Origin of the sequence: Gracilibacillus massiliensis (assembly GCF_001458115.1) — a bacterium.
Taxonomy (GTDB): Bacteria; Bacillota; Bacilli; order Bacillales; family Amphibacillaceae; genus Gracilibacillus; species Gracilibacillus massiliensis.
On record NZ_CZRP01000012.1, the window covers coordinates 821,457 to 846,868 of the forward strand.

Below are 25,412 nucleotides of genomic sequence, written 5' to 3' on the forward strand. Positions count from 1 at the left end.
GTTTAGTTCCCCCTTATAATTGTTCCGATATCTTCACCGATTACGGCTTTTTTAATATTTCCTTCTTCTGAAATGGAGAATACGAGTAAAGGAATATTGTTATCCATGCACAATGATGATGCAGTTGAATCCATCACACCTAAACCTTCATTTAATATTTCTAAATAGGACAATTCCTGATACTTTTTGGCATCTTTATCGATTTTCGGATCAGCGGTATAGACGCCATCAACATTGTTTTTAGCCATTAGAATAACGTCTGCTTCCACTTCTGCCGCTCGCAGTGCCGCGGTAGTATCTGTTGAGAAATATGGATTTCCTGTACCTGCTGCAAAAATAACAACACGCTTCTTTTCTAAATGACGTATCGCTTTACGTCGAATATAAGGTTCTGCAACCTGACGCATTTCAATAGATGTTTGAACTCTTGTTGGAATCCCGACATTTTCAAGACTATCCTGTAGTGCTAGTGAATTCATAACGGTAGCTAGCATGCCCATGTAATCAGCATTGGCACGATCCATTCCCATTTCACTTCCTACTTTACCTCGCCATATATTGCCACCACCAACAACTATTGCAACTTCAACACCTAATTCAACAATGTCTTTCACCTGTTTGGCAACAGATTGAATAATGGTTGGTTCAAGGCCAAAACCTTGCTCACCACTCAAAGCTTCACCACTTAATTTCAAAACAATTCTTCTGTAGTTAGCAGTAGCCATAATTACCTCCATATATGTAAATATTATAAAATAAAATGCCTTTATACGCCAATGATAATGATGATATTTTTAAAAATGAACTATCCATTTTAATAGACGTATCTTATCTATTAAAACATAAACGATCGGTTAGCGCTATAATACGATTTGTCTATTATCATACCACGAATAAATATGCATCAAAATGATCATTTATGTCAATTTTTGTCAAAGAAAAGGGACACCATGTGCCCCTTTTCTTTGCGGTTATCATTTATTTTTTGTTTACTTGGCTCATTACTTCTTCAGCAAAGTTATCTTCGCGTTTTTCAATACCTTCGCCAACTTCATAGCGCACAAAAGTTGTTACTTCTGCGTTAGCATTTTTAGCCACTTGCTTCACTTTTTGGTCTGGGTCTTTAACAAAACTTTGTTCTAACAAGCAAATTTCTTCAAAGAATTTATTAAGACGACCTTCTACCATTTTTTCAACAATGTGCTCTGGTTTTCCTTCGTTCAACGCTTGTGTTTTAAGTACTTCACGTTCTTTTTCTACATCTTCTTCTGACACAGCATCGCGCGATAAATATTTAGGGTTTACAGCTGCAGCATGCATCGCAATATCTTTTGCAACTTGCTCATCTGTTGTACCTTCAAGTACAGTTACCACACCAATATTTCCACCCATATGGATGTATGCACCAAATGCATCAGCATCTGTTTTCGTGAATAATGTAAAACGACGTAGTGATAATTTTTCACCAATCTTTGCAATATTACTATTAATAAATTCTTCTAAAGATTCACCGTTACCATGAAGTGGTTGTTTTAGTGCAGCTTCTACTGATGCTGGTTTTTCAGAAAGAATGTGTTTAGCAAGGTCTTGCATTAACGTTTTGAACTGATCATTTTTTGTAACGAAGTCTGTTTCACAGTTCACTTCTAAAAGCACTGCATCATTTCCAGAAATTTCTACATATGCAGATCCTTCTGCAGCAATACGATCTGCTTTCTTAGCAGCTTTAGAGATACCTTTTTCACGTAGGTAATCAATTGCTTGATCAATGTTACCATCTGTTTCTTGTAATGCTTTCTTACAGTCCATCATTCCTGCACCAGTTTTTTCTCTTAGTTCTTTTACTAATTTTGCTGTAATTGCCATTAGAGTTCCTCCTTAGATATCATGTATTGCTGAAAAAAAGGTGATAAAAGGTCTCCCTCTTATCACCAAAACCTTTGATTACTCTTCTACAGACTCAGCTTTCTCTTCTGTATCCTCTACTTGTTCAGCAGCTTCTTCTGTTACTTCTCCTTGCTTCGCTTCTAAAATCGCATCTGCCATTTTACCAGTAAGAAGTTTCACAGCACGAATTGCATCATCATTTGCTGGAATCACATAATCAATTTCATCTGGATCACAATTTGTATCCACAATACCTACGATTGGGATGTGTAATTTATGTGCTTCTGCAACAGCAATACGTTCTTTTCTTGGGTCAATAATGAATAAAGCATCAGGAATTTTATTCATTTCTTTAATACCGCCTAAGAATTTAACTAAGCGTTCTTTTTCTTTAAGAAGACCTACTACTTCTTTTTTAGGTAATACTTCAAAAGTTCCGTCTTCTTCCATTTTTTCAATATGTTTTAGACGATTGATACGTTTACGAATAGTTTCAAAGTTAGTTAATGTTCCACCTAACCAACGCTGATTCACAAAATACATTCCAGAACGAATTGCTTCGTCTTTCACAGATTCTTGTGCTTGTTTTTTTGTACCAACAAATAAAACAGTTCCGTCATTTTCTGCAATTTCTTTTACGAAATTATACGCTTCTTCGACCTTTTTCACTGTTTTTTGCAAGTCGATAATGTAAATACCGTTACGCTCCGTGAAGATATATTTCTTCATTTTCGGGTTCCAACGGCGTGTTTGATGTCCAAAATGAACACCAGCTTCAAGTAGTTGTTTCATTGAAATAACTGCCATGATGTTTCCTCCTAATAAATTGGTTTTTTTATTCCTCCATTTGTTTCATATAGTACAAGGACTAATTGTTTAGCACCACTTGTACTTTCCACAAACGTGTGTATTTAACACCAAAAACAAATATACCATAACAAAAATGCGCAATCAAGCTATAATTCAATTTTTTTGTTGAAATTTCAATAAAAGTTCAACCTCTGTCTTACCCTTATTTAACTTTTTGGCAATTTCATCAATCGTGTAGCCCTTTGCATCTAAATGTAAGATAGAAGCTGTCGTAGAGTTTTCGACAACATCTTCTTGGCTCTCTACCGGTGAAATAGGTTGGTATTCTTTCACTTCTTGCCCTTTTTCTTTCATTGTCTCTGATTTAATTGCAATCTCTTCATTCACAGGGTGTTTTGATTCTGTCATTTGTATAGGGACATCAACACGTTCTATTTGTTTCATAAAATGTTCGTTCTCTTCTTTTAATTCGATTAAATAGATAGCAAGCGTATCTTCCAAGTTTTTCACTTGCAGATTGACGTTGTCTTCAATTGTCTCTATGTTATCCTGTCTCTGCTTTAGTTGCCTGATGATAATAAATGTGATGACATGAATCATAAAACTAATAAGTAATAATAAATATAGCATAATCAACCTTCTCTTCTTATCCGTTGAAATCCACTCTATTTCCTAAATAAGGATGTTTATATTGTTGGTGTTGTTGATTTGTTTTAGCCGTAAATCGACTTGTTTCTTGTTCCTTGAATCCGCTTTTCTTTTTATCGTTTTTTAATTTTTCACTAGCTTCTTGTTCTAAAACCTGTTTTCGTTTTCTAAGCTCATCTTTTGCCAATGTTTGTGCTAATTGGTTCTGATCAATTCGGCCTTGCTGTTGCATTTGATCTTGTATTTTTCCGGCATCTTGTGTTCGTGGTAACGCCACCTGCATCTCAACAGCTTTCCAACTCATAGGATAACCTCCTATATGAAATGAAAGAAATTTTTTACATTAATAATATATATTATAACGTGAGGCTGCGGTCAAAGAAAGTTTAAAATTCCTTCTAGATTATTCGCGAAATTCATTACCAAGATCACAGATTTTTTATAAAGGTTGTATCGTTACTTCTTTCTCGTCTAAATATGCTTGGAAATGCTTATGTTCTTGATGCAAAACACGCTTATATTTACCGAAAATTAGTTCAACATTTTCAAAAGCTTTATTTTTTACAATTAATTTCATGTCTTGAAAATTGCCAATTTCAAATTGTAGTTCTTTTAATTCTTCTTGAATTTCACTTAGTTGTTCAACAGTTTTTTCATACATATTACGTTGCTTAAGTAACATGATACGTTCTTTAGCCAATAACTCACCCACAGCATCTTTCTTTTGTTGTAGCTGATCACCAAGCACTTTTAATTTCGCTTTATTTTCTTTCAATTCTTTTTGTTTCTTTTGTAAGTTGCTAATACGATCTACTGTTTTTTTACTGATTCCAAAAGCTAACTCAGTTTTTGAATTAGCCATATTTCCTATCGTTTTTACTTCTATAACCTTACCGGCCGAACAACTACCACCAATGATGCTTCCGTTTTGACAAAGTATATCACCTTGGGCTACACAGGTTGAATGCATTATCGATTTTCTAACTTTTAAATTATTGCCCGCATATACTTCAGCCTGATTGATATAGCCTACCTCTAAATCCTCACCAGCAGAGATAACAGCTTTTTCCATTCCTGCGATTCCTTCTCTAATTAATACATTGCCTCCAGCTTCAATAAATGATGCCTCTACGATACCATATACCGCAACGTCTCCTTTTGCTTTAACTTTATAACCAGTTGGTATGTTACCACGAATCGTAACAGACCCATTAAAATCAATGTTACCGGTTTCAAGCGATAAATCACTATTAACTTCGTAAAGTGGGTAAACATTAATAATTGAATCACCTACTGAAAGTTGACCAGATGAAGTTGCTATAAAGGTTTGTTCCGACTCATTAAACGAAACATTTTCTCCCGCTTTACACTTAAAAATGCTTCCTTTTTTTTGCTTAATCGCTTGATTTAAAACGTCTATACCTGCCTCACCATTTGTAGGAGGAATTAATTGTGCTAACACATCATTCTCGTCTACCATCGGAATTTTAGCTACATCTCTAAAGTTCGTTTTTTCTTCTTCGCTAACTTCATTATTAATGGATTGTTTCACAACTAAACTTCCATTTTCACCATTATTTGGTTTCTTCCCTTCAGCAATGATTAGCTCATTTTTCTCCTGTAATTTTTGTTTCCAATCCATTTCATTCCAAGGTAAAATACCATAAGTTATTTTATAGTCATCAAGTAGACTTTCAATCTCTTCTTCTGCTACTTCTTCTAATTTCTCAATATCTTTCACTACCATAGTAGCAGTCAATCTATCTTGTGAGATTTTAATATCAATTTTTTCTTTTAATTCTTGTATTTCACTCATGATCAAGCCCCGCCTATACTATTATAATTTTGATATAACTGACGAACTTTCATTATGGCTTGTTTATGGATCTGTGAAATTCTTGAAGTCGTTAAGCCTAATATTTTTCCTACCTCTGTAAAGGTTAATTCCTTCTCGTAAAATAAGCTTAATACCATTTGTTCATTCTCATTTAACTTTTTAATGCATTGTGACAATTCCTGATAATTCTCTTGTTGTACAATAGTAGCTTCAGGTTGTGGCTCTCTTTCATCAGGAATAAGATAGCCTATTCCTTCCTTAGTATCCTCCGTATTATGCTTACTTTTTTCTTCCATTGACAATAGGTTAGCAAAAAAACTATCTTTTAATACTTCTTCAACTTCTCCAGGTTTTAAGTCTAAATATGTCGCAATGTCTTGCACAGATACTTCTCTTTGCAACGACTGTTCTAATATTTCAATAGTTTGATCTATTCTTTTCACTTTATCTCTAGTTGTTCGAGGTAACCAATCTTCTTTACGCAAACCATCAATGATTGCTCCTTTAATACGAAAAGAAGCGTACGTATCAAATTTGAGTTCTCGACTGTGATCAAATTTTAATATTGCATCGTATAGACCAAACAAACCTAAACTTTTTATATCATCTTTATTTACACTTTTCGGTAAGTTGATAGCAATTCGTTGGACATGATAATGAACAAGATACATATAGTTTTCAATTAATTCGTTAGTGTTGTCCTCATTCTTGTTGTTTAACCATTTTCTCCACAAATTATCTTCTATTGTCTTATCCTTGACCATCGAATCACCTCAGTTCCAAATTTCTTTAAAATTATATTTCACAAATTCCACTATTGACTGTTCTTACTTCCAACATTCCTGTTTCAATATCAAATTCGATTGTTCTGCCTTTATTGCCTCCGACATCCTCTGAAACGATCGCAATCTTATATTCCGCTAATTTTGCTTTTACTGCCTCGACGTTACGATCTCCAATTTTTAACATATTATTGTCCGATTGAAAAGAAAACATATGGGCCCCACCAGCTATTTTCGCTTTTAACCTGCTTTTTCTAGCACCTTCGTTTAGTAGTAAGTCCATCAGCATATCAATCGCCGTGTCAGCGTATTTCATTTCATTATGTATACTCTTCTTAGATGCAGTTGAATCAGGTAACATCACATGCGCAAGTCCAGCCACTTTTTGATCAAAAATGACGACACCTACACATGAACCTAAGCCAGATGTCTTTAATGTATTTGGAATTTTAGTTACTTTTAAATCAGCAATTCCAACTTTTACAACAGTTGTTGTGATTGTCATTAATCTTCGACCCCTAGTGCTTTAAAAATTTTATCAAAAGAGTCTGGATCTGGTAATAAGAAAAAATGACCTTTGACTGACTCGTTTGACTGATCTTCCTCTTCAATCATTGTATCAATTATTATGGCATAGTCACTCTCTTGCGAAATCTCAATTAGACCTTGCATTAATATTGCAGCTGCCATATCTATTGTTAGATTTGGTACAGTTGGCTGCAAATTAATCGAGGTAAAATCGGATAAAGCTGATAAATAGGATCCAGATAAAATATTGCCGATTTCAGATATCGCCGAGATTGCTAATTCATTTTCTTCAATATTGTCAGCTGATGTACCGATTAATTGTTCTACTAATGAATGAGATTCTTCTGGTGATAATACAAAAAACATACTTCCTGGTGCTTCCCCTTGTATTCTTAAAAACACACTAACAATTACCTGATCTGGTCCACCAACATATTCCATCAGTTCATTAAAATCCACAATTTTTATCGATGGAATAGACATATCAATTTTTTTATTTAATAAGCCAGATAATGCAGTTGCTGCATTTCCAGCACCTATATTTCCCACTTCTTTCAATACATCTAAATGTTGTTGTGATAAATTATCCATATCCACCATTGTTTAACCTTCTTGTCCTTTAGCAGCAGCAAAAGATTCTTGGGATAACACTTTTTCTAATTGCAATAACATGATTAACCTTTTTTCAACCTTTGCCACGCCTTCAATATAATCTGCATCGACTGTTCCGATCACTTGTGGGGCTGGCTCTATAGATTCTTCAGGAATATCTAGTACATCATAAGCAGCATCTACAATAAATCCAACAGCGAAGCTATCCATGTGGACAATGATAATTCTAGTACTATCTGTTGGTTCTATACTTGGCATTCCAAAACGTTCTCTTAAATCAATGATCGGTGTTACAACCCCTCGAAGGTTAATTACACCTTTGACGAAAGAAGCGGTTTTAGGAACTCTTGTAATGTGCTGCATCCGCTCAATGGCACCTACCACTTCGACTGGAATGGCATATTCTTCTTTATCCAATTCGATAATAATCGATTTATGATTACTTGTTACCTCTTCCATACTACCCCTCCTAATTTATTAATGTATTGGTATCAACAATTAAAGCAACTTGCCCATCACCTAAAATTGTAGCACCAGAAATCGCAAACACATTACCTAAATAATCGCCAAGTGATTTTAAAACGATTTCTTGTTGGCCTATAAATGTATCTACAACCAGTCCTGCCATTTTGTCACCTTTGCGAATGATGACTACAGATTGAAGCTCATCATCATCTTCTTCTGTCGGAACTTCAAAAACATTTTTCAAGTCTATTAATGGTACTACTTTCCCTCTAAAATCGATTACTTTTTTATTATGTGCATTTAATATGTCCGATTTATTAATGATTGCTGTTTCAATAATCGAAGATAAAGGAACTGCATATTTTTCTTTTTCAACTTCGACTAGCAACACAGAAATAATCGATAGTGTTAAAGGTAATTGGATTGAAAATAGTGAACCTCGTCCTTCTTCGGATTCGATTGTAATCGAGCCACCTAATGATTCAATTGTATTTTTTACGACATCTAAGCCAACACCACGGCCAGACACATCGCTTATAACTTCAGCTGTAGAAAAGCCACTGGACATGATCAGCTGATAAACTTGCTTATCGGAAAGTTGACTTGCTTCATCTTCCGTTATAACGTTATTGGCTATCGCTTTTTTTACTACTTTATCGCGATTTATACCTGCACCATCATCTGATATTTCTATGAATACGTGGTTACCACTATGATAAGCCTTTAGCAAGAGGTGTCCTTCTTCGTCCTTACCGTTTGCTTTTCGCTTCTCAGGTGTTTCTACTCCATGGTCTAGTGCATTACGGATTAAGTGCACTAAAGGATCTCCGATTTCATCAATAACGGTTCGATCTAATTCCGTTTCCGCACCAACAATTTCAAGGTTAATTTTCTTACCAAGATCTTTTGATAATTGTCTTACCATTCTTGGGAACCGGTTAAATACTTGCTCAATTGGCACCATGCGCATATTTAAGATAATATTCTGTAAATCGCCTGAAATCCGAGTCATGCGCTCTACTGTTTCTTGAAGTTCCGCGTGCTTTAAATTGGATGAAATTTGCTCCAAACGACCTCTATCGATGACTAGTTCTTCAAATAAATTCATCAATCCATCTAGTCTATCAATATTTACTCTTATCGTTTTACTTGTTACAGCCTTTGAAGATTTCTTCTTATTATCTTCTTGTTGTTTATTGTCTGTTATTTCAATTGTATTTAATTCATCATTATTGATTTCAGTAGTTTCAGAAGCAGATTCATTTTTATGATGATCAAAAATAGCGACTACAACTTCCTCAATCTCTGAAACTTTTAATATTTTCTTTTTCACTTCGTCAGGATCATCTTTTGTGACTAGTAGTACGTGGAATTCTAATTCGAAATTTTCTTCTTCCAATTCTTGCACGCTTGGATCTGATTTAATCACTTCACCAACTTGTTCTAAAACCTCAAATACCATATAAACTCGAGCGGCTTTTAATAAGCAATTCTCATTGAGTTTTACTTTAATTTCTAAATTATTGTGACTACTTTCTAATGATTGGTCTAAGATTGCTGATTCGAATTGATCCAACTGTCCGAAATGTCCGTCTAAGCTTGGACCCGCTTTTTCACTTTTTGCTGATGGTTCTTGTGTCGTCATTTCATCTGGATTTTCTTTATTTTCTATTGCTTGCAATTTATTGACCAATTCTTGAACATCTGATGAACCATCGCCACCGTCCGCAACATCTAATACCATACCCTCTAATTGATCAACGGCTTGAAAAATGACATCGATAATTGCTGTTGTAATTTTTAATTGATCGTTACGTACTAAATCCAAAACATTTTCCATTTTATGTGTTAAATCTGCTAAATCCTGAAAACCCATTGTTGCTGCCATACCTTTTAATGTATGAGCAGACCGAAATATTTCTCCAACAGTGTCCATGTTTTCTGGCTCTTTTTCTAAGATTAATAATTGATCATTCAACGATTGAATATGTTCTTTACTTTCCTCAATAAACACTTCTAGGTACTCATTATTTTCCATGACTGCTTCACCTCTTCTTAGGAATTTTTTGCACTAATACTTCACTTATATTTTCTAAATCCTCTACATAATCTACTAAACTAGTCTTTTCAGCTGACTGCGGCATTCCATATACAACACATGTTTCTTTTGATTGTGAAATCGTAATAGTTCTTGGGTGCTTTTTTTTCAGTTCGATAATGCCTCTTGCCCCGTCACTACCCATTCCTGTTAATATAACGGAGAGCGGATGACAATTACGCAATTGTGAAATCGATTCAAATAATACATCTACTGCAGGTTGGTGCCCGTTAACAGGCTGTTCTTGATTAACTTCTGCCACAAATTGTTGATTTACTTCCTTTACCCTGAATTGTTTGCCCCCTGGTGCTAAATAAACTTTTCCTTTTTCAATGATATCTCCATCTTCCACTTCTTTAACAGAAACCTCAGAAAGTTTGTCCAAACGCTCTGCTAATGACTTGGTAAAGCCTCTTGGCATGTGTTGAACAATCACAATCGGTGCTTGAAAAGAGGAAGGAAGCTGTGTTATGACTTGTTGCAATGCACGCGGTCCTCCTGTTGATGATCCGATAGCTACAATTGGTCGACTACTTAAAATAGGTTTATAAGTCAAATTGTTTACTTTTGGAACTGGCTTAGTGACCAAATTATAATTAGACTGTGTAGCATGTTCAACTTTCTTCACTATTTCTGCTTGAATGTCCTTTATATTTAAGGAAATCGATCCAGACGGCTTGGCAATAAAATCAACCGCTCCATAGGACATTGCTTCCATTGTTTTATCTGCCCCAGATTTAGTTAAGCTTGATAACATGACAACTGGAGTAGGCACTTCTTTCATAACGGCTCGTAAAGTTGAAATCCCGTCCATTACAGGCATCTCAACATCTAATGTAATCACATCAGGCTTTAGTGTCTTTACTTTTGCTAAAGCATCTTGTCCGTTTCTAGCTGTATCCATAACCACTAGTGTAGATGAAGTATTAATAATATCTGATATCATTTTTCGCATGAAAGCTGAGTCATCAACAACTAAAACGTTTTTTTTGTTCATAGATTTCTACCTTTCTGTTATTAATCTTTTAAGTTTGCTTAGAAATCCTGAATTTTCTTTTGGTCTCGGTGCTTCCCCTAAAAATTGTTTGGTCACTTGTTCAATTGCTTTTGAGGCTTTTGATTTAGGGTTATGTAGTATAAATGGCTGTTGGTTAATCACTGCTTCTACAACAGACTCGTCATCTGGTATAGTTCCAAGTGGTGTTATATCATGATGCAAAAAACGCTTTATTGCACTCGACATACGATTCATGATATCGATTCCCTGCTTTTCGTTTTTTGAACGATTAATAATTAGATGAAAATGAATAGACTGTTGGGATAGAATATGTTTCACCATTGAATAAGCATCTGTCATCGATGTGGGTTCTGGCGTTGTAACAAGAATACATTCGTCAACTGCCAATATATAGTGAATTGTTTCTCTGGTAACACCTGCCCCCATATCAAAAATAATATAATCATATTGACGAAATAATAGTTCTAATTGTTCAAGAAAATAGTTCAACCTATCTTGATCTAAATAAAAAATATGATCTTGTCCACTACCACCCGCAATATAAAATAGTGAATTTGGTCCTGGTTCTATAATATCATAAATTGACAAATTATTCTCGAACATATTTATGATGGAATACCTAGAAGATTTCCCTAATAAAATATCGATATTTCCCATACCAATATCTAAATCAAAGAGAAGTACTTTCTTACCTTTATTTGCAAGAGATAACGAAAAATTCAGCGCAATATTCGATTTCCCTACGCCACCTTTACCACTTACAATTGCAATTGTTTTTGCATGATACTGATTGTGTAGTCCTGTTATTTTTTGTCTTAACTTTGCTGCTTGATCGGACATTTTTTAATCACCAACTATTAATTTTGCCATTTTTTCGATCGAGAGTTCTTCGATGTCATCTGGTACGTCTTGACCATTCGTAATATATGCTACCCCAATATTGTGATTCAAACAGAGATTCAAGACTGATCCATATGTCTTAGTTTCATCCTTTTTTGTAAATATTAATTGCTTGATAGGAATGTTTCGAAATTGCTGATAAATATCCTCTAGGTCACTTCCTCTTGTCGTTAAAGATAAAACAAGAAAAGTGTCAACTTCATGGTTTAGGTCCACAATTTTTCCAAGCTCTTTAATGTATTTTTCGTCTCTAAAGTTTCTCCCAGCGGTGTCAACAAACACAAAATCATAATCATCAAATTTTTCTTTTGCCTTTTGATAATCCTCTAAATTGTAGGCTATCTCAATCGGAACATCTAAAATCTTGGAGTATGTTTTTAATTGTTCGATAGCTGCAATTCGATAGGTATCTGTCGTGATAAAAGCAACTTTTTTCTGTTGTTTTAAAACACAATGCGCAGCCAACTTAGCTATCGTCGTTGTTTTGCCAACACCTGTTGGTCCAACTAAATGAATATATTTTCTATCAAAAGTAGGTATGCCAAATGTACCCTTATTAGATAACCGATGTTTGATCTCAAAAGATAATTGGCTCCAGATATTTGTTTCTTCCATTTCTTCATTATTTGATCTCGCTTGGATGGTCTCGATTAAATCATAAGCAATTTCTTGGTCTACCTCTTGATCTAACAATTTTTCGTATACAAGTTGAAAAACTGGTTGGAATTCAGCTGTTTGATTGTTATTTTGTTGCATCCACTTTTTCATATCTCTTAATTCTTTCAACACGGCATCGTGATTTGATGATGACATATTTGGCGGTATCTTTGATTGTTGCATTTCCGGTTTTATTGGTTGATCTGTTTTCTTCTTAGGTAACGTTGTTTTATCGATAGCTGCTAATACTTCGATCTTTCTTTTTTTAAATAAACCGAGGAACCCACCTTCGTGTATCACTTTAGAATTTAAAATAACAGCATCTGAACCTAATTCTTTTCGAACAACTTGCATGACTTCGGGCATTGTTGCTCCTTTAAATTTTTTTACCTTCATGCTACATTCACCATCCCGATGCTTTGAATTTCTGCTGTTGGTTCAATTTCATTATAAGATAATACGATAACTTGCGGATAGAAGCGATCTAATAATTGTTTGAAATACATTCTGATCGTCGGCGAACATAAAATAACTGGTGTTTCCTCTTGCAAGCTAATGTTTTCTACATTTTCAGATACCGATTGAATCACTTTTTGTTGGGTATCTGGATCCATTGCTAAGTAACTTCCATGTTCTGTTTGTTGTATATGTTCAGCGATTAACTTTTCCACTTCTCCTGATACAGTTATTACTTTTAACTGCTGTCTACCTTGCACAATATCATTGGTTATTTGTGCTGATAAAGACTGTCTAACATACTCTGTTAATAGATCAGTATCCGTGGTCATTTTTGCAAAGTCTGCTAATGTTTCAAAAATAACTGGTAAGTTTTTGATGGAGACATGTTCACGTAATAATTTTGCCAACACTTTTTGCACATCACCAACTGCTAATGGTTCTGGTGTGACCTCTTCTACTAAAATCGGGTTACTTTCTTTCAAATGATCTAATAATTGTTGTGTTTCTTGACGGCCAATTAATTGATGTGCAAAACGCTTAATCAACTCTGTTATATGTGTCGATACCACTGATGGTGGATCTACAACCGTATAACCAGACATTTCGGCATCATCTTTAGCTTCTTCTGTAATCCATTTTGCAGGCAGTCCAAATGCTGGTTCTACTGTATCAATACCCTCCAACTCATCATCTTCAATGCCAGGGCTCATCGCAAGGTAGTGATCTAAAAGCAATTCTCCCCGTGCCACTTCGTTACCTTTGATTTTTAAACGGTATTCATTTGGATTGAGTTGAATATTGTCCCTAATTCTTACAACTGGTATGACTAAACCTAGTTCAATAGCAAGCTGACGTCTAATCATAACAACTCGGTCTAACAAATCTCCTCCTTGATTAGAGTCCGCTAGAGGAATTAGACCATAGCCAAACTCAAATTCAATGGGGTCCATATTAATAAGCCCTACCACATTTTCTGGTGATTTCATTTCTTCTGACTCGGATTCATCCACTTCATCTGGTGTTGGTGGTTCCTCCACTTTTGCTTTTCTCGATAACATATATGCACTACCAATTAAAACAAGGGCAATTGTTGTTGTTAACATAAAGTTAATCGGTGTAAGACCTAGGAAAAATATCGTACCACCAGCTATATATAACAAGGTAGGGTAACGTAATAATTGTTTGGATACATCTGCACTCAAATTTCCTTCAGATGCTACTCTCGTAACAACAATACCAGTTGCCGTTGAAATTAGTAATGCTGGTATTTGACTAACCAACCCATCACCAACTGTAAGACGCATATAAGTATCAATTGCCTCATTAAAACTTAAACCTAATTGAGCCATCCCAATAATGAGCCCGAATATGATGTTAATCAGTACGATAATAATACCTGCAATGGCATCCCCTTTGACAAATTTACTTGCCCCATCCATTGCACCATAAAAGTCTGCTTCATGCTCTATTTTTTCCCGGCGGTCTTTTGCTTGCTGTTCATTAATCATACCTGCATTTAAATCCGCATCAATGCTCATTTGTTTACCTGGCATCGCATCTAATGTGAAACGTGCTGCAACCTCTGATACACGTTCACTACCTTTGGTTATTACTAAAAATTGTATAATGACTAAAATAACAAACACTACAAAACCTACTAATGGATTATCACCGATAACAAATGTACCAAATGTTTCAACAACCCCACCGGCATCTGCTTCAGAAAGAATCGAACGAGTAGTCGATACGTTTAAACCTAATCGGAATAATGTTAATAATAATAACAAGGACGGAAAAACGGAAAACTGCAAAGCTTCCGTTGTATTCATTGACACTAGAATAACAATTAATGCTAGAGATATATTGATTAAAATTAATATACTTAATAACCACCCTGGTAAGGGAATAACTAACATGATAATGATCGATATAACACCGAATAAAACGGAAAAATCTCTAGCTTTCATTTTCTTACAACTCCTTTACAGTCACACCACTGGTTGCACAAACGATTTTAATATATTTTGTTATCTTACGAATAAAAATTATCTGTTACTTTTTAGATCTTCTTCTGGATTCTGTAGACATATGCAAGTATTTCGGCAACCGCTTTGAAAAAGTCTTCCGGAATTACTTCATTTATCTCTACTTGGTCATATAATGCTCTTGCCAAAGGTCGATTTTCTACCATTACAATGTCGTGATTTTTTGCTATGTCTTTTATTCTCATTGCGACGAAATCAACACCTTTTGCAACAACATATGGCGCATCTGCTTTGTTTTCATCATATTTAATAGCAATCGCATAGTGGGTAGGATTGGTAATGACCACATCTGCATTTGGAACCTCACTCATCATCCTTTGCATCGCCATTTGCCTTTGCTTTTCTTTAATTTTTGATTTAATTAGAGGGTCACCCTCGATGTTTTTATGTTCATCTTTCACATCATTTTTCGACATTTTATTCTGTTTTTCATAATCGTATCTTTGATAAGTATAATCGATAACAGAAATAATTAATAAACCAATGGCAGCAGCTATTCCCATTTGAATCGTCATTTGTCCAAAGAAAGCTAGTGCACTGTTCACCTCTTTATCTGCTAACATCATCATTTCATCACGATTCATCCAAATAATAGAAAAAGTAATCGCCCCTACCAACGTAATTTTCAGTAAGGATTTAACTAATTCTACAAGTGCTCTGGCTGAGAATATTCTTTTGGCACCTTGAATTGGATCTATTTTATTTAGCTTCATTTTTAACGGTTCTGCTGTAAAGAGAAAACCAATCTGCAAAAAATTCGAAGCAAGTCCAGCAACGATTGCGATTAACATAATTGGTGCAATCGCTATACTAATTTGTGTCAAAACATCGAATAACATGCTAAATACTTCTTTTTCTGTTACTTCATGATGGATATATTCAGTGAAAGATTTACTATACATGCTTGTCATAGTATCCTTTAATGAACTACCTGTTACCAATAAAATAATAAAAACAAAAAATAGTAGAATAGCAGTGTTAACATCTTGACTTTTAGCTACTTGACCTTTTTTTCTAGCGTCTTGTCTTTTTTTCGGAGTTGCTTTTTCGGTTTTTTCACCAGCGAAAAATTGCAGATCCAACTGTAACCTCATTGTTAAGCACCCCCGAACAATTGCATTAGATTTCTCATAGTTTCCAATGTGAATTGAAATAATTTCTCAACGATCATCATATAAAACGTTACAAACATAAATAAGACAAGAAAAGATACTAAAATTTTCAAAGGAAGACCAACTACAAATACATTAAGTTGTGGAACCGTTCTAGCGATAATCCCTAAGGCAACATCGACTAAAAACAAACAACCAACAACCGGTAATGCCAATTGAAACGCCATTAAAAACATTTTACTAAATGTTTGAAGTATCAACTCAATATTATTAAACTCAATCAGCTGATCTAACGGTATTTCTTCAAAACTATACATAATACCGTTAATAAATAAATGATGTCCATCTACGGTTAATAGAAAGAGAATCGCAATTGTATAGAAATATTGACCGATTAATGGACTTTGTGCACCTGTCTGCGGATCGACAACATTAGCAATCGCAAAACCCATTTGAAAATCGATAAATCCACCTGCGATTTGGATTGCGCTTAAAATGAGATAAGCAATTAAACCGAGAAACAATCCTATAATGGCTTCTTTCATGATAAACAATAGATACATACCATCAAAAGCCAATTCCGGAACCTCAAGTGTGTAAAACATAATCCATGCTATAAATACACCCATCCCAATTTTTAAATGCGTAGGTATATTTCGATATGAAAAAATCGGTACAGTTGCAAAAAATGCTAAAACTCGTACTAAAATTAATATAAATGCTGGAAAACGATTGATATCTATTAATTCAAACATATTCTATCCTACAAACTGATTTAAATTTTGAAATAAATTTGCTGCAAATTCGACCATCGTGGACAACATCCACGGTCCAAATACTAAAATTCCTAATAAGACAGCAACAATTTTCGGAATAAAAGCAAGGGTCTGTTCTTGTATTTGAGTAGTAGCCTGAAATATACTAACTAATAGACCAACTACCAGAGCAAGTAGTAAGAGTGGTCCTGTTACTAACAGAATTGTAAATATTCCTTGTTCAGCTAATGAAATGACAAATTCTCCACTCACTCTATCTATCCCCTCTCAATACCTGTCATAGCGGTAGAAACCCATCGAGCAATGAATGTGTTATCAAATACCAACCATCTACAAGAACAAATAATAATATTTTAAATGGCAATGAAATCATTACTGGTGGCAACATCATCATCCCCATTGACATTAAAACACTTGCCACAGCCATATCAATAACGAGAAATGGAACAAATATCATAAAACCCATTTGAAACGCTGTTTTTAACTCACTAATAGCAAAGGCAGGAACCAAGGCTGTTAGAGGAATATCTTGAATAGTTTCAGGACGTTCAATTTCTGCATAATTCATGAACAATGCTAAATCTTTTTCTCTTGTGTGCTTTGACATAAACTCTTTTATTGGAACACTTGCATTTTCATATGCTTCTTCTAATGTTACTTCTTCTTCAAATAATGGCTGTAATGCTTCTTCATTCACTTCTTGAAAAGTTGGTGCCATAATAAAGAAAGTCATGAAAAGCGCTAAGCCTATTAACACTTGATTCGGTGGCATTTGTTGTGTAGCTAATGATGTTCTTACGAATGATAAGACTATCAAAATTCTAGTAAAGCTAGTCATTAGAATTAATATACTAGGAGCCAACGAAAGTACCGTCAATAATAATAGTAATCGGACTGAAGTCGATACACTTTCTGCATCAGACCCTGAAAAGACATCAATTAGACTAATCATCATAATGCTGTTTTCTCTCTTTCAGCTTTTTATATACGTTTTTTCGGCCTTCTTTCATAGTATGAAGCTCCTTACTAAACAACTTTTCGAAATTATTTTTATTTTGATCTTGAAAGTCCGAACTGGATTTTGTTAACTTTTCTTTTATTTTGTTGAATGAGTCATTCGTATTTTCTTCCTGAGAAATAAGTTGTTCAATCGTGTTTTCATCTGTAATTTCCATTAGTAACTCGATATTATCTGCCACACCGACAACATAGAAGCGATCACCAATCTTAATAGTTTGAATCGATTTATTAGAACCTACTGTTATTCCACCATAATTCTCTATCACTTTATGTCTCTTTAGAAAACCATTTTTCTTCTGAAGAAACTTGGAAATAATGAAAATTAGTCCTATTACAAAAGCTAATGCTATAAACAATTGTAAGAAACTAAAAAATAGGTTTGGGGAATCAACTACAGGATCCTCAATACCACTATCTATCGGTTCACCAGGATTCTCAGTTTGATTTTCTTCTTCATCTGATTTCTCAGTTTGATTTTCATAGTCATCATATACGCTAGCAAAAGCACCAATAGGGGGAATAATCGCCAACGAAATTAGTGCTATTACAAATACAACAACTAATTTACGGGTAATGCTGACCATATCATTAACCTATTACTTTAGAAATTGCTTCAATTACTCGGTCAGCTTGGAACGGTTTAACAATAAAGTCTTTTGCCCCTGCTTGAATCGCATCGATAACCATTGCTTGTTGCCCCATCGCTGAACACATAATAATTTTTGCTTCTGGATTAGTACTTTGAATTTCTTTTAAAGCAGCAATCCCGTCCATTTCTGGCATTGTAATATCCATAGTTACTAAATCTGGTTGCAATTCTTTATATTTTTCTACTGCATCCTGACCGTCTTGCGCTTCCCCTACCACATCATATCCATTCTTAGATAGAATATCCTTTATCATCATTCTCATGAACGCTGCGTCGTCTACAATTAATACTGTTTTAGCCATATCAATACATCCCTTTCGAATTATCTATTTTAATTGTTTTAATCGATCTTCTTTACTTACAATATCTGTGACTCTAACTCCAAAGTTTTCATCAATTACGACAACTTCACCTTTAGCTATCAATTTTTGATTTACTAATATATCGACAGGCTCACCTGCTAACTTATCTAATTCAACAATCGAACCTGAAGACAATTCTAAAATATCTTTAACCGTTCGTTTCGTTCTTCCTAATTCAACTGTTACCTGAAGAGGTATATCCATTAATAAATCTAAATTGCGCTTTTCATTATTTTGTAGTGGTACATCTTCAAAACTAGAAAATGTTGCTGATTGCACTTCAGAATTTGCTCCAGCCATATTACCACCAAGTTGTTTCGGTTGGTGTGGCTGTGGATTTGCTTGTTGCATTGGTTGTTGCTCAGTTTGTCCTGATTGTTCAACTGCACTAGTTTCGGGTGAATTACTATTATCTTGTTCACCTTCACTAACTTGACTTGCAGGTGCATTTTCAATTTCTGGTTCATCAGAGGCATTCAAGAGCTGATCAACTAACTCTTTCGCAAATGTTACAGGTAATAACTGCATAATTTTAGAATCAATTAACGTTCCTATTTTCAATTGAAAAGATACTTTAATTAAAACATCATCATCTGGTGTAAGAGACTGAGTTTCTTCTGCTGTCACATCCATGACAGATGTAGTAGGCGGTGAGATATCTACCTTTTTACTAAAAACCGTAGACATACTAGTTGCCGCAGTTCCCATCATTTGATTCATTGCTTCTTGTACTGCGCTCAAATGAATATCAGTTAATTCATTGGTATCTGGTTCACCATTTCCACCTAACATGAGATCTGCAATAATGGCGGCATCTTTTGACTCTAAAATAAATAAATTAGCTCCAGTAAAACCTTCTGTGTATTTAACTTCCACTCCAACATAAGGTACAGGGAATTCTTCTTTTAATTCTCCTTTATCGATAACACTAATAGTCGGAGTCGTAATATCTACTTTCTGATTCAAAATAGTAGATAGAGTTGTTGCAGAACTACCAAAGGAGATATTTCCTATTTCACCTAACGCATCTTCTTCTATAGATGATAAAAATTCCTCCGAGGAAGGAGCCTCATTCGAAGTAACTTCTTCATCGCTATCATCTGAGCCGTTTAATAGTGCGTCAATCTCATCTTGGGATAACATTCCATCATTCATCATCTTGATCCCCTCCCTTAATTTCCTCTAAAACTTGCACAGCCAATTTTTGTTTTTTCTTACCTGGCTGCACATAAAACTTTGGTTCTTGGTCAACCATTAAATCTAATGGTTGATCTATACTTTTATTAAGTACAATAGTGTCGTTATTTCCCAGAAACAACAATTCTTCTAATGTTATTGAAGTTTCACCCAATATAACGGACAAATCTAGGCTTGTTTGTTTTATATTTCTTGATAATGATTGGTACTCTTCTGGTTTGCGTTCTTTGGTATTTTCATTTTGCATCCAATAGTGTACCGAAAGTTTTGGAATAATAGGTTCGAGTACAACATGTGGTATACAGATATTGATCATGCCACTGCTATCACCTATTGTTGTATCCAATGAGACAACAACCACCGTTTCATTTGGTGAGACTAATTGTAAAAATTGTGGGTTCACTTCAAAATCTTCAAGCATTGGGTCGATATCTGCGATAGATCCCCAAGCTTCCTTCAAGTTATCTAATGCTCTTTCAAATAATTGCGACATTAATGTAGTTTCTATTTCTGTTAAACTATCAATCTTGTTTACACTACTTCCTTTACCACCAAGCATTCGATCCAACATCGCATAAGCGATATTAGGGTTAAATTCGAAAATGATTCTGCCATCTAATGGTTCCACACTATAAACATTTAGAATTGTCTTAGTCGGAATCGACCTAATAAATTCTTCATATGGTATTTGATCAACTGACGCAACGGAAATATGTACGTATGTTCTTAATTGTGCAGAAAAGTAGGTTGATAACATTCTTGCAAAATTATCATGAATCCGCGATATACTTCTAATTTGATCTTTTGAGAATCGTAATGCTCTTTTAAAATCATATACTTTCACTTTTCTTTCTTTTTCTTCTTCTTTTAGTTGATTCGCATCCATTTCACCTGAAGATAGTGCTGATAAAAGGGCGTCAATCTCATTTTGTGAAAGAACCTCATCTGCCATTTTTCCACCTCCATTCCGGAGTTTAAATTACTGAATTACTTTACTTGTAATAAATACATCCACAATTTGACCGTCCGTCATTTCATCGTTTATTGCATTTTTCATATTATCTTCTATTTCTGTTAAGTTTTCTTGCAGATCTGTTGCAGTTAAATCGACAGATTGCTTAATAAAAATATTTTTAACTTGAAATTCTCGTTTTTCAATTTCTCTTAATGCATCTTTACTATTTGCTATAAATTGAAACTGAATAAGTACGAAATTACCATCATTTAAATCGGTTCTGATTTCTTCGGTTGTATAAGAGTAATCTACCATCTCGTCTATCGTCATTGCCTCACCATCATTCGAAGCATTATTTAATACAAGATATAATGTTACAGCCCCAGCAATTGTGATTATCAATAAAATGGCTACCAGGATTTTAATTAATTTAGGATTCATTCGTTTGTTCACCTACTTCTTTTTGAAGTTGATAAAGACCAATCTGCTTATAAAATTCTATCATCATTTCTTTCACTTCTTTTTCCGACTCTTTGACAAACAGTTTCTTTTGATTTACTAGAGTGATCGTTGTATCTGGAAATGATTCAATACGCTCTATGTATATCGCATTCACTGTAATTTGTTCATTGTTTATTTTAGTTAAAGTTATCATGGTTTGGGAGAGTTAAGGATATCCCTTAACTCTCAGCCTCCCTTTTATCGTTTTAAGTTAACGAGTTCTTGTAAAATTTCATCTGATGTCGTAATGATTCTAGTATTTGCCTGGAAACCACGTTGCGCCGTAATCATCTCAGTAAATTCTTCTGAAAGGTCAACATTAGACATTTCGAGAGCACCGGCGACAATAGAAGCAGTACCAGCTGACTCTGGAGCAAAAAGAACTGTATCATCTGCAGCATTATATTGTTCATCAGCATTTCCATCCATATAAATTTGCCCATCATTCACAGATGACTGAAACATATTAGATCCTACTTTTTGCAAACCACCAGCATTAGAAAATTTCGATATGGAAATTTGACCAGCAATCTTTGTTACACCGTCTTCTATAAAATTAACTACTCCATCCCCTTGAATACTGAAACTTTCGGCATTTGCAGGGATTTGAATAGGACCAGCCTGACTATTATCAATATTTTCATTAGCACCATCAGATTGAAATCCCATTAGATACTGCCCATTTGCATTTACAATGTAACCATTATTATCTAAATACATATTCCCTGCTCTAGAATACTGCAGTTCTAAATTTTCGTTTACAGAAATGCCATTTGAATTGAATGGAGGATCTTGGGGATTGGCCCCACCCATATTTTCAACATCAAAACCTGATCCAAACACAAACATTCCATCTCCTTCTAATTGAAGATCCAATGGTCTTTCGGTAGTTTGGCGATTACCTTGTGTATGAATATTATCAATGGAACCTAGTTGTACACCAGTACCTACTTGCGAAGGGTTAATACCACCACGAATATCTGTTGGAGCACTTGCTCCTTGAATTGGTTGACTCATCATGTCTTGGAAAGTAGCTCTTCCCTTTTTGAAACCTGCTGTATTTACGTTTGCGATGTTGTTACCAACTACGTCTAATTTCGTTTGAAAGCCTTTCATCCCTGAAATCCCAGCATACATTGATCTTAACATACGAATACACTCCTCTTTTTCATTAATATGTCGCTTCTGTCAGTCCACGACATTAAGCCTCTCTGTTTGAGTCCAGCTTAATCTATTAATATCGTTCCGTTAATATTGGTGAAGATTTTGCTTTTTATTTCTGATTTTTCCATTGCGGTTATAACAGTTTTATTTTTGGCATTAACGATAAATGCCGCTTGATCTGTTATGACTAATGACTCTCTGACACCTTTTTTACTCGCTTCTTCTAGCTTACTTTCTACCTGTTGCCATTTGTCAGCGGTGATTTCGATATTACGAGAAGCCATCCGTTGCTCTGCATGTTTGCTAATCTGTACTGATTGTTGTTGACCTAATACTTCTTTGAATGACGTTTCAACGTTTTTTTGCCGTTCTACTTGTTGATTTGGAAGGATGTTTGGGTGTAAGGCATGAATTCTGTGATCCATTGTCTCCCTCCTATTCTTTTTGACTTGCTTCTTTGATTCTTAGAACTTCATCCGTGTAAATTTTCACATCATTTTTTAATTCGATGACAGCATATCCTTCTTGCTGTGAAATAGATTGCACTTGACCAGTGACAACTTCTTTCGGTTCAGCTATTTCTCCTGTTTCTTCGTCAATTTTATAATGTTCTACTTCTTTTCCTATCAGATGGCTGTATTGAATCACAGGTGAAACCGTCTGGTTCTGAACTAATGTATCAATTGATTTGGACATTGACATCATTTGTTCCAAAGAAGAAAATGTCGCCATCTGTGAAATGAATTCTTTATCTTCCATCGGATTTAATGGGTCCTGGTTTTGTAACTGTGTCATTAGAATTTTTAAAAACTCGTCTTTACCTAAACTGCTACTTGCTTCTCTTGATTTGTTTTGATTTGCTAAATAATAAGTTGGATCAATGGTAGTCATATTAGATTAGTCACCTACACTTTCGCATCCATTAATAAATCATGAAAATCTTTTTTGTCTTGTTCCTCTGAATCTGAGCGTTCTCCATCATATTGGTCATTTTCATTTTGACTGTTATCATCCAATGATTCCTGGTTTTCGTCTGTTAATTTCTCTTGACCTGTTTGCGTCAATGTTTCTTGACGTTCGATTACCACTTGCTGTGGAGTGAACATGTGACGAAGTTGACTTAAATTGCCTTCTAGTAATTCTTTAGCACCTTGTGAAGCAACCATCATTTTTACGACCATTTCACCATTTACTTGTGTCAATTTCACCATAACATCACCTAAATGTTCTGGTTGTAATCTCAACATTAACTGATTTGTGCCATTTGGCATTTTCATGAAATTACTTTTTTGCATCGCTTGTTGAAATTGATCGATTAATTGTTTTTGTGCCATTTGTTGATCTGTGTTCGTTTGTTGTGTGTGGATCACAAATTGCTGTACCTTGGAATTAACCTGTTGATTCATTAGTGTTTGTAACTCACTTTTAGTCTGAGATTGCCCTTGTTCTTGATTGATGTTTCCACCTTGATTTTCCATCGCACTAGTAATCCATTTGGCAATATCTTGTTGTGTTACTTTTTGACTCTGTCCATAATTCTTTTCCATAGCTATTCTGTTTTGGAAATTTTCTAAAAGTTTGTTCCAGACATCGTTTGTTTTAGTAGGTGTCATTGCTGCTAATAAAGCCTGTGCATTCCCTTTAGCGTTGCTGTCTAATTGTGACCATTGCTTCAGCATTTCATGTATTTGCTTAAAATCCTGGTGAGTGAGCTTATTTTGCTCTAATTTAGTAAGAAGTGCTTCAACTTGTTTCACAATTGACTCGACTTTCTCTAAATCGACTTCAGCATTCTTGTCTTGTATTGGAGCTAACAAGAACTGGTTGATAAAAGTATCACTAGCTTGCAGTTCTTTTGTCTCAATTAGTTTCATAATTTCAGTAAGAATACTAAGCTGTTGGTCATTAATTAATTGTTCATTAGCAGAGTTATTACCTTCACTAGTATTGGAAGAGAATTCTTTTAGTAAAGCCAACTGTTTATCTGAGAATAATGAAGATAATTCTTTTGAATCTGTTGCTGAATGATTCTCTTGTTCAAGCTCCTTAAGAAGTGACACAAGTTCTTCAAGATTTATATCGATACTATTTAATAGCTCTTTTATTTCTTTTAATGTTTCAAGATCAAAACCTTCGGGTAAATTAGATAATAGAGTGGCTAACTCACTATTGTTTAATTGACCTGTTTCACTATTACTAATACTCATTAGTTGCTGTTGAAAGGATATATTACTTCCCTTTAGCTCGGACCTAATTGAGCCTTTCATATCCGGGGTTACCGCATTTGCTAACAAATTGGCTGCGACAAACATATTTTTCACCTCCTTTCAAAGTAAAATGAAAACTATTCATTTACTAACAAGTCACTATAATCTGCTGCAATTTCAGGATCCATTTCACCTAAAATTTCACCACGTATTTCTGGATCAAGTTCTCTTAACAGTGGTAATGCAACTGTATTTTCCATATTTTCAATAATTGGTGCAGCTGTCTTTGGTTTCATTGCAGAAAATGATTCAGTTAAACCCTGATATGCACTACTATCATCTGTATTTTCAGCTTTTTGTTGCTCAAGTTCCGCTAATTGAGTAGTAAGATTCTCTATTTCTTCCTCTAATTCTTCAATCGTGCTATCTTTTGATTGCACCTCAACTTGTACTGTTTCATATTGTTCCTCTAGGCTTGCAATCTCTTCTTCTTTTTTTGCCATGTTGTTCTGATATAATTCTTCTTGGTCGGTTGTTACACTTTCTTCGATAAAAGGAATTTTATTTAAAGTTTCTCTCGTATATTTGCTAATATCAATGCCCATCATATATAAGATAATGACTGTAATTAAACTAGCAAATAAAAGTGGGACTAAAATCACGATCAGCCATTGGAAAATTCCAGCTTTTTTTTCTTTGTTCTTAGATGGATTGGGAGCCATT

General features: G+C 34.7%; 30 protein-coding genes. All 30 read right to left on the minus strand.

Going from position 1 to position 25,412, the window contains the following annotated elements; translation table 11 throughout:
- Positions 1-2: 2 nt before the first annotated feature.
- Positions 3-725, minus strand: a complete 723-nt coding sequence (pyrH, locus tag BN3107_RS11585; protein WP_058307785.1) for a UMP kinase — start codon at positions 723-725, stop codon at positions 3-5.
- A 253-nt stretch (positions 726-978) separates the two neighbouring features.
- Positions 979-1,866: a translation elongation factor Ts gene (gene tsf / locus BN3107_RS11590; RefSeq protein WP_058307786.1), complete on the minus strand. Its 888-nt coding sequence runs from the start codon at positions 1,864-1,866 to the stop codon at positions 979-981.
- Between the two features lie 78 nt (positions 1,867-1,944).
- A complete protein-coding gene (gene rpsB / locus BN3107_RS11595; RefSeq protein ID WP_058307787.1) occupies positions 1,945-2,694 on the minus strand; it encodes a 30S ribosomal protein S2 in 750 nt (249 codons plus the stop codon).
- Positions 2,695-2,850: 156 nt separating this feature from the next.
- On the minus strand, positions 2,851-3,327 hold the full coding sequence (locus tag BN3107_RS11600) for a DUF6115 domain-containing protein (protein WP_058307788.1): 477 nt from the start codon (positions 3,325-3,327) through the stop codon (positions 2,851-2,853).
- A gap of 16 nt (positions 3,328-3,343) precedes the next feature.
- Positions 3,344-3,649: a hypothetical protein gene (locus tag BN3107_RS11605; RefSeq protein ID WP_058307789.1), complete on the minus strand. Its 306-nt coding sequence runs from the start codon at positions 3,647-3,649 to the stop codon at positions 3,344-3,346.
- Positions 3,650-3,784: 135 nt separating this feature from the next.
- Positions 3,785-5,161: a FapA family protein gene (locus BN3107_RS11610; protein ID WP_058307790.1), complete on the minus strand. Its 1,377-nt coding sequence runs from the start codon at positions 5,159-5,161 to the stop codon at positions 3,785-3,787.
- A gap of 2 nt (positions 5,162-5,163) precedes the next feature.
- Positions 5,164-5,946: a FliA/WhiG family RNA polymerase sigma factor gene (locus BN3107_RS11615; RefSeq protein WP_058307791.1), complete on the minus strand. Its 783-nt coding sequence runs from the start codon at positions 5,944-5,946 to the stop codon at positions 5,164-5,166.
- Positions 5,947-5,977: 31 nt separating this feature from the next.
- Positions 5,978-6,469: a chemotaxis protein CheD gene (locus tag BN3107_RS11620; RefSeq protein ID WP_058307792.1), complete on the minus strand. Its 492-nt coding sequence runs from the start codon at positions 6,467-6,469 to the stop codon at positions 5,978-5,980.
- Entirely contained in the window at positions 6,469-7,092 is a 624-nt protein-coding gene (locus BN3107_RS11625) for a chemotaxis protein CheC (protein ID WP_058307793.1), read from the minus strand. The genes BN3107_RS11620 and BN3107_RS11625 overlap by 1 nt, the downstream gene beginning before the upstream one ends.
- A 3-nt stretch (positions 7,093-7,095) precedes the next feature.
- Positions 7,096-7,563: a chemotaxis protein CheW gene (locus BN3107_RS11630; protein ID WP_058307794.1), complete on the minus strand. Its 468-nt coding sequence runs from the start codon at positions 7,561-7,563 to the stop codon at positions 7,096-7,098.
- Positions 7,564-7,573: 10 nt separating this feature from the next.
- Positions 7,574-9,607 carry a chemotaxis protein CheA gene (locus BN3107_RS11635; protein WP_058307795.1) on the minus strand — a complete coding sequence of 678 codons (2,034 nt, stop codon included), beginning with the start codon at positions 9,605-9,607 and terminating at the stop codon, positions 7,574-7,576.
- A 7-nt stretch (positions 9,608-9,614) separates the two neighbouring features.
- Complete coding sequence (locus BN3107_RS11640) at positions 9,615-10,664, minus strand: protein-glutamate methylesterase/protein-glutamine glutaminase (protein WP_058307796.1); 1,050 nt, start codon at positions 10,662-10,664, stop codon at positions 9,615-9,617.
- 6 nt (positions 10,665-10,670) lie between these two features.
- Complete coding sequence (locus BN3107_RS11645; RefSeq protein WP_058307797.1) at positions 10,671-11,525, minus strand: MinD/ParA family protein; 855 nt, start codon at positions 11,523-11,525, stop codon at positions 10,671-10,673.
- 3 nt (positions 11,526-11,528) lie between these two features.
- Positions 11,529-12,638 carry a flagellar biosynthesis protein FlhF gene (gene flhF, locus BN3107_RS11650; RefSeq protein ID WP_058307798.1) on the minus strand — a complete coding sequence of 370 codons (1,110 nt, stop codon included), beginning with the start codon at positions 12,636-12,638 and terminating at the stop codon, positions 11,529-11,531.
- Positions 12,635-14,668, minus strand: coding sequence for a flagellar biosynthesis protein FlhA (gene flhA / locus BN3107_RS11655; RefSeq protein WP_058307799.1), 2,034 nt, complete (start codon positions 14,666-14,668; stop codon positions 12,635-12,637). The genes flhF and flhA overlap by 4 nt, the downstream gene beginning before the upstream one ends.
- A gap of 92 nt (positions 14,669-14,760) precedes the next feature.
- Positions 14,761-15,840 carry a flagellar biosynthesis protein FlhB gene (gene flhB, locus BN3107_RS11660; RefSeq protein ID WP_058307800.1) on the minus strand — a complete coding sequence of 360 codons (1,080 nt, stop codon included), beginning with the start codon at positions 15,838-15,840 and terminating at the stop codon, positions 14,761-14,763.
- 2 nt (positions 15,841-15,842) lie between these two features.
- A complete protein-coding gene (gene fliR / locus BN3107_RS11665; RefSeq protein WP_058307801.1) occupies positions 15,843-16,613 on the minus strand; it encodes a flagellar biosynthetic protein FliR in 771 nt (256 codons plus the stop codon).
- Positions 16,614-16,616: 3 nt separating this feature from the next.
- Positions 16,617-16,886 (minus strand): flagellar biosynthesis protein FliQ, encoded by a 270-nt coding sequence (gene fliQ / locus BN3107_RS11670; RefSeq protein WP_058307802.1) that lies wholly within the window; start codon positions 16,884-16,886, stop codon positions 16,617-16,619.
- A gap of 25 nt (positions 16,887-16,911) precedes the next feature.
- Positions 16,912-17,586 carry a flagellar type III secretion system pore protein FliP gene (fliP, locus tag BN3107_RS11675; protein WP_058307967.1) on the minus strand — a complete coding sequence of 225 codons (675 nt, stop codon included), beginning with the start codon at positions 17,584-17,586 and terminating at the stop codon, positions 16,912-16,914.
- Positions 17,579-18,238, minus strand: a complete 660-nt coding sequence (locus BN3107_RS11680) for a flagellar biosynthetic protein FliO (protein ID WP_058307803.1) — start codon at positions 18,236-18,238, stop codon at positions 17,579-17,581. The genes fliP and BN3107_RS11680 overlap by 8 nt, the downstream gene beginning before the upstream one ends.
- Positions 18,239-18,242: 4 nt before the next feature.
- Positions 18,243-18,605: a response regulator gene (locus BN3107_RS11685; RefSeq protein WP_058307804.1), complete on the minus strand. Its 363-nt coding sequence runs from the start codon at positions 18,603-18,605 to the stop codon at positions 18,243-18,245.
- 24 nt (positions 18,606-18,629) lie between these two features.
- Complete coding sequence (gene fliY, locus BN3107_RS11690) at positions 18,630-19,823, minus strand: flagellar motor switch phosphatase FliY (protein ID WP_058307805.1); 1,194 nt, start codon at positions 19,821-19,823, stop codon at positions 18,630-18,632.
- Positions 19,813-20,814, minus strand: coding sequence for a flagellar motor switch protein FliM (fliM, locus tag BN3107_RS11695; protein ID WP_058307806.1), 1,002 nt, complete (start codon positions 20,812-20,814; stop codon positions 19,813-19,815). Before fliM ends, fliY begins: the two co-directional genes overlap by 11 nt.
- Before the next feature lie 27 nt (positions 20,815-20,841).
- The gene (locus BN3107_RS11700; RefSeq protein ID WP_058307807.1) at positions 20,842-21,258 is read right to left on the minus strand and encodes a flagellar basal body-associated FliL family protein; all 417 of its coding nucleotides are present in this window, start codon (positions 21,256-21,258) and stop codon (positions 20,842-20,844) included.
- Positions 21,248-21,472, minus strand: a complete 225-nt coding sequence (locus BN3107_RS11705) for a flagellar FlbD family protein (RefSeq protein WP_058307808.1) — start codon at positions 21,470-21,472, stop codon at positions 21,248-21,250. Before BN3107_RS11705 ends, BN3107_RS11700 begins: the two co-directional genes overlap by 11 nt.
- A 44-nt stretch (positions 21,473-21,516) precedes the next feature.
- Entirely contained in the window at positions 21,517-22,467 is a 951-nt protein-coding gene (gene flgG / locus BN3107_RS11710) for a flagellar basal body rod protein FlgG (protein WP_058307809.1), read from the minus strand.
- Between the two features lie 77 nt (positions 22,468-22,544).
- Positions 22,545-22,907, minus strand: coding sequence for a TIGR02530 family flagellar biosynthesis protein (locus tag BN3107_RS11715; RefSeq protein ID WP_058307810.1), 363 nt, complete (start codon positions 22,905-22,907; stop codon positions 22,545-22,547).
- A 10-nt stretch (positions 22,908-22,917) separates the two neighbouring features.
- Positions 22,918-23,373 carry a flagellar hook assembly protein FlgD gene (flgD, locus tag BN3107_RS11720; protein WP_058307811.1) on the minus strand — a complete coding sequence of 152 codons (456 nt, stop codon included), beginning with the start codon at positions 23,371-23,373 and terminating at the stop codon, positions 22,918-22,920.
- A gap of 14 nt (positions 23,374-23,387) precedes the next feature.
- Complete coding sequence (locus BN3107_RS11725) at positions 23,388-24,794, minus strand: flagellar hook-length control protein FliK (protein WP_058307812.1); 1,407 nt, start codon at positions 24,792-24,794, stop codon at positions 23,388-23,390.
- 32 nt (positions 24,795-24,826) lie between these two features.
- Positions 24,827-25,411: a MotE family protein gene (locus BN3107_RS11730; RefSeq protein ID WP_058307813.1), complete on the minus strand. Its 585-nt coding sequence runs from the start codon at positions 25,409-25,411 to the stop codon at positions 24,827-24,829.
- Position 25,412 lies beyond the last annotated feature (1 nt).

Bases quoted from the DNA above. Each gene is read 5' to 3' on its own strand.
- BN3107_RS11605 (WP_058307789.1), bottom strand. From the start codon at position 3,649: ATGAGTTGGAAAGCTGTTGAGATGCAGGTGGCGTTACCACGAACACAA.
- BN3107_RS11725 (WP_058307812.1), bottom strand. From the start codon at position 24,794: ATGTTTGTCGCAGCCAATTTGTTAGCAAATGCGGTAACCCCGGATATG.
- BN3107_RS11600 (WP_058307788.1), bottom strand. From the start codon at position 3,327: ATGCTATATTTATTATTACTTATTAGTTTTATGATTCATGTCATCACA.
- flgG (WP_058307809.1), bottom strand. From the start codon at position 22,467: ATGTTAAGATCAATGTATGCTGGGATTTCAGGGATGAAAGGCTTTCAA.
- BN3107_RS11705 (WP_058307808.1), bottom strand. From the start codon at position 21,472: ATGATAACTTTAACTAAAATAAACAATGAACAAATTACAGTGAATGCG.
- tsf (WP_058307786.1), bottom strand. From the start codon at position 1,866: ATGGCAATTACAGCAAAATTAGTAAAAGAACTAAGAGAAAAAACTGGT.
- BN3107_RS11630 (WP_058307794.1), bottom strand. From the start codon at position 7,563: ATGGAAGAGGTAACAAGTAATCATAAATCGATTATTATCGAATTGGAT.
- BN3107_RS11640 (WP_058307796.1), bottom strand. From the start codon at position 10,664: ATGAACAAAAAAAACGTTTTAGTTGTTGATGACTCAGCTTTCATGCGA.
- BN3107_RS11715 (WP_058307810.1), bottom strand. From the start codon at position 22,907: ATGGATCACAGAATTCATGCCTTACACCCAAACATCCTTCCAAATCAA.
- BN3107_RS11620 (WP_058307792.1), bottom strand. From the start codon at position 6,469: ATGACAATCACAACAACTGTTGTAAAAGTTGGAATTGCTGATTTAAAA.
- fliR (WP_058307801.1), bottom strand. From the start codon at position 16,613: ATGTTTGAATTAATAGATATCAATCGTTTTCCAGCATTTATATTAATT.
- fliP (WP_058307967.1), bottom strand. From the start codon at position 17,586: ATGATTAGTCTAATTGATGTCTTTTCAGGGTCTGATGCAGAAAGTGTA.
- BN3107_RS11680 (WP_058307803.1), bottom strand. From the start codon at position 18,238: ATGGTCAGCATTACCCGTAAATTAGTTGTTGTATTTGTAATAGCACTA.
- BN3107_RS11625 (WP_058307793.1), bottom strand. From the start codon at position 7,092: ATGGTGGATATGGATAATTTATCACAACAACATTTAGATGTATTGAAA.
- flhB (WP_058307800.1), bottom strand. From the start codon at position 15,840: ATGAGGTTACAGTTGGATCTGCAATTTTTCGCTGGTGAAAAAACCGAA.
- BN3107_RS11730 (WP_058307813.1), bottom strand. From the start codon at position 25,411: ATGGCTCCCAATCCATCTAAGAACAAAGAAAAAAAAGCTGGAATTTTC.
- flgD (WP_058307811.1), bottom strand. From the start codon at position 23,373: ATGACTACCATTGATCCAACTTATTATTTAGCAAATCAAAACAAATCA.
- pyrH (WP_058307785.1), bottom strand. From the start codon at position 725: ATGGCTACTGCTAACTACAGAAGAATTGTTTTGAAATTAAGTGGTGAA.
- rpsB (WP_058307787.1), bottom strand. From the start codon at position 2,694: ATGGCAGTTATTTCAATGAAACAACTACTTGAAGCTGGTGTTCATTTT.
- BN3107_RS11635 (WP_058307795.1), bottom strand. From the start codon at position 9,607: ATGGAAAATAATGAGTACCTAGAAGTGTTTATTGAGGAAAGTAAAGAA.
- flhA (WP_058307799.1), bottom strand. From the start codon at position 14,668: ATGAAAGCTAGAGATTTTTCCGTTTTATTCGGTGTTATATCGATCATT.
- BN3107_RS11610 (WP_058307790.1), bottom strand. From the start codon at position 5,161: ATGAGTGAAATACAAGAATTAAAAGAAAAAATTGATATTAAAATCTCA.
- flhF (WP_058307798.1), bottom strand. From the start codon at position 12,638: ATGAAGGTAAAAAAATTTAAAGGAGCAACAATGCCCGAAGTCATGCAA.
- fliY (WP_058307805.1), bottom strand. From the start codon at position 19,823: ATGATGAATGATGGAATGTTATCCCAAGATGAGATTGACGCACTATTA.
- fliM (WP_058307806.1), bottom strand. From the start codon at position 20,814: ATGGCAGATGAGGTTCTTTCACAAAATGAGATTGACGCCCTTTTATCA.
- BN3107_RS11615 (WP_058307791.1), bottom strand. From the start codon at position 5,946: ATGGTCAAGGATAAGACAATAGAAGATAATTTGTGGAGAAAATGGTTA.
- BN3107_RS11685 (WP_058307804.1), bottom strand. From the start codon at position 18,605: ATGGCTAAAACAGTATTAATTGTAGACGACGCAGCGTTCATGAGAATG.
- BN3107_RS11700 (WP_058307807.1), bottom strand. From the start codon at position 21,258: ATGAATCCTAAATTAATTAAAATCCTGGTAGCCATTTTATTGATAATC.
- BN3107_RS11645 (WP_058307797.1), bottom strand. From the start codon at position 11,525: ATGTCCGATCAAGCAGCAAAGTTAAGACAAAAAATAACAGGACTACAC.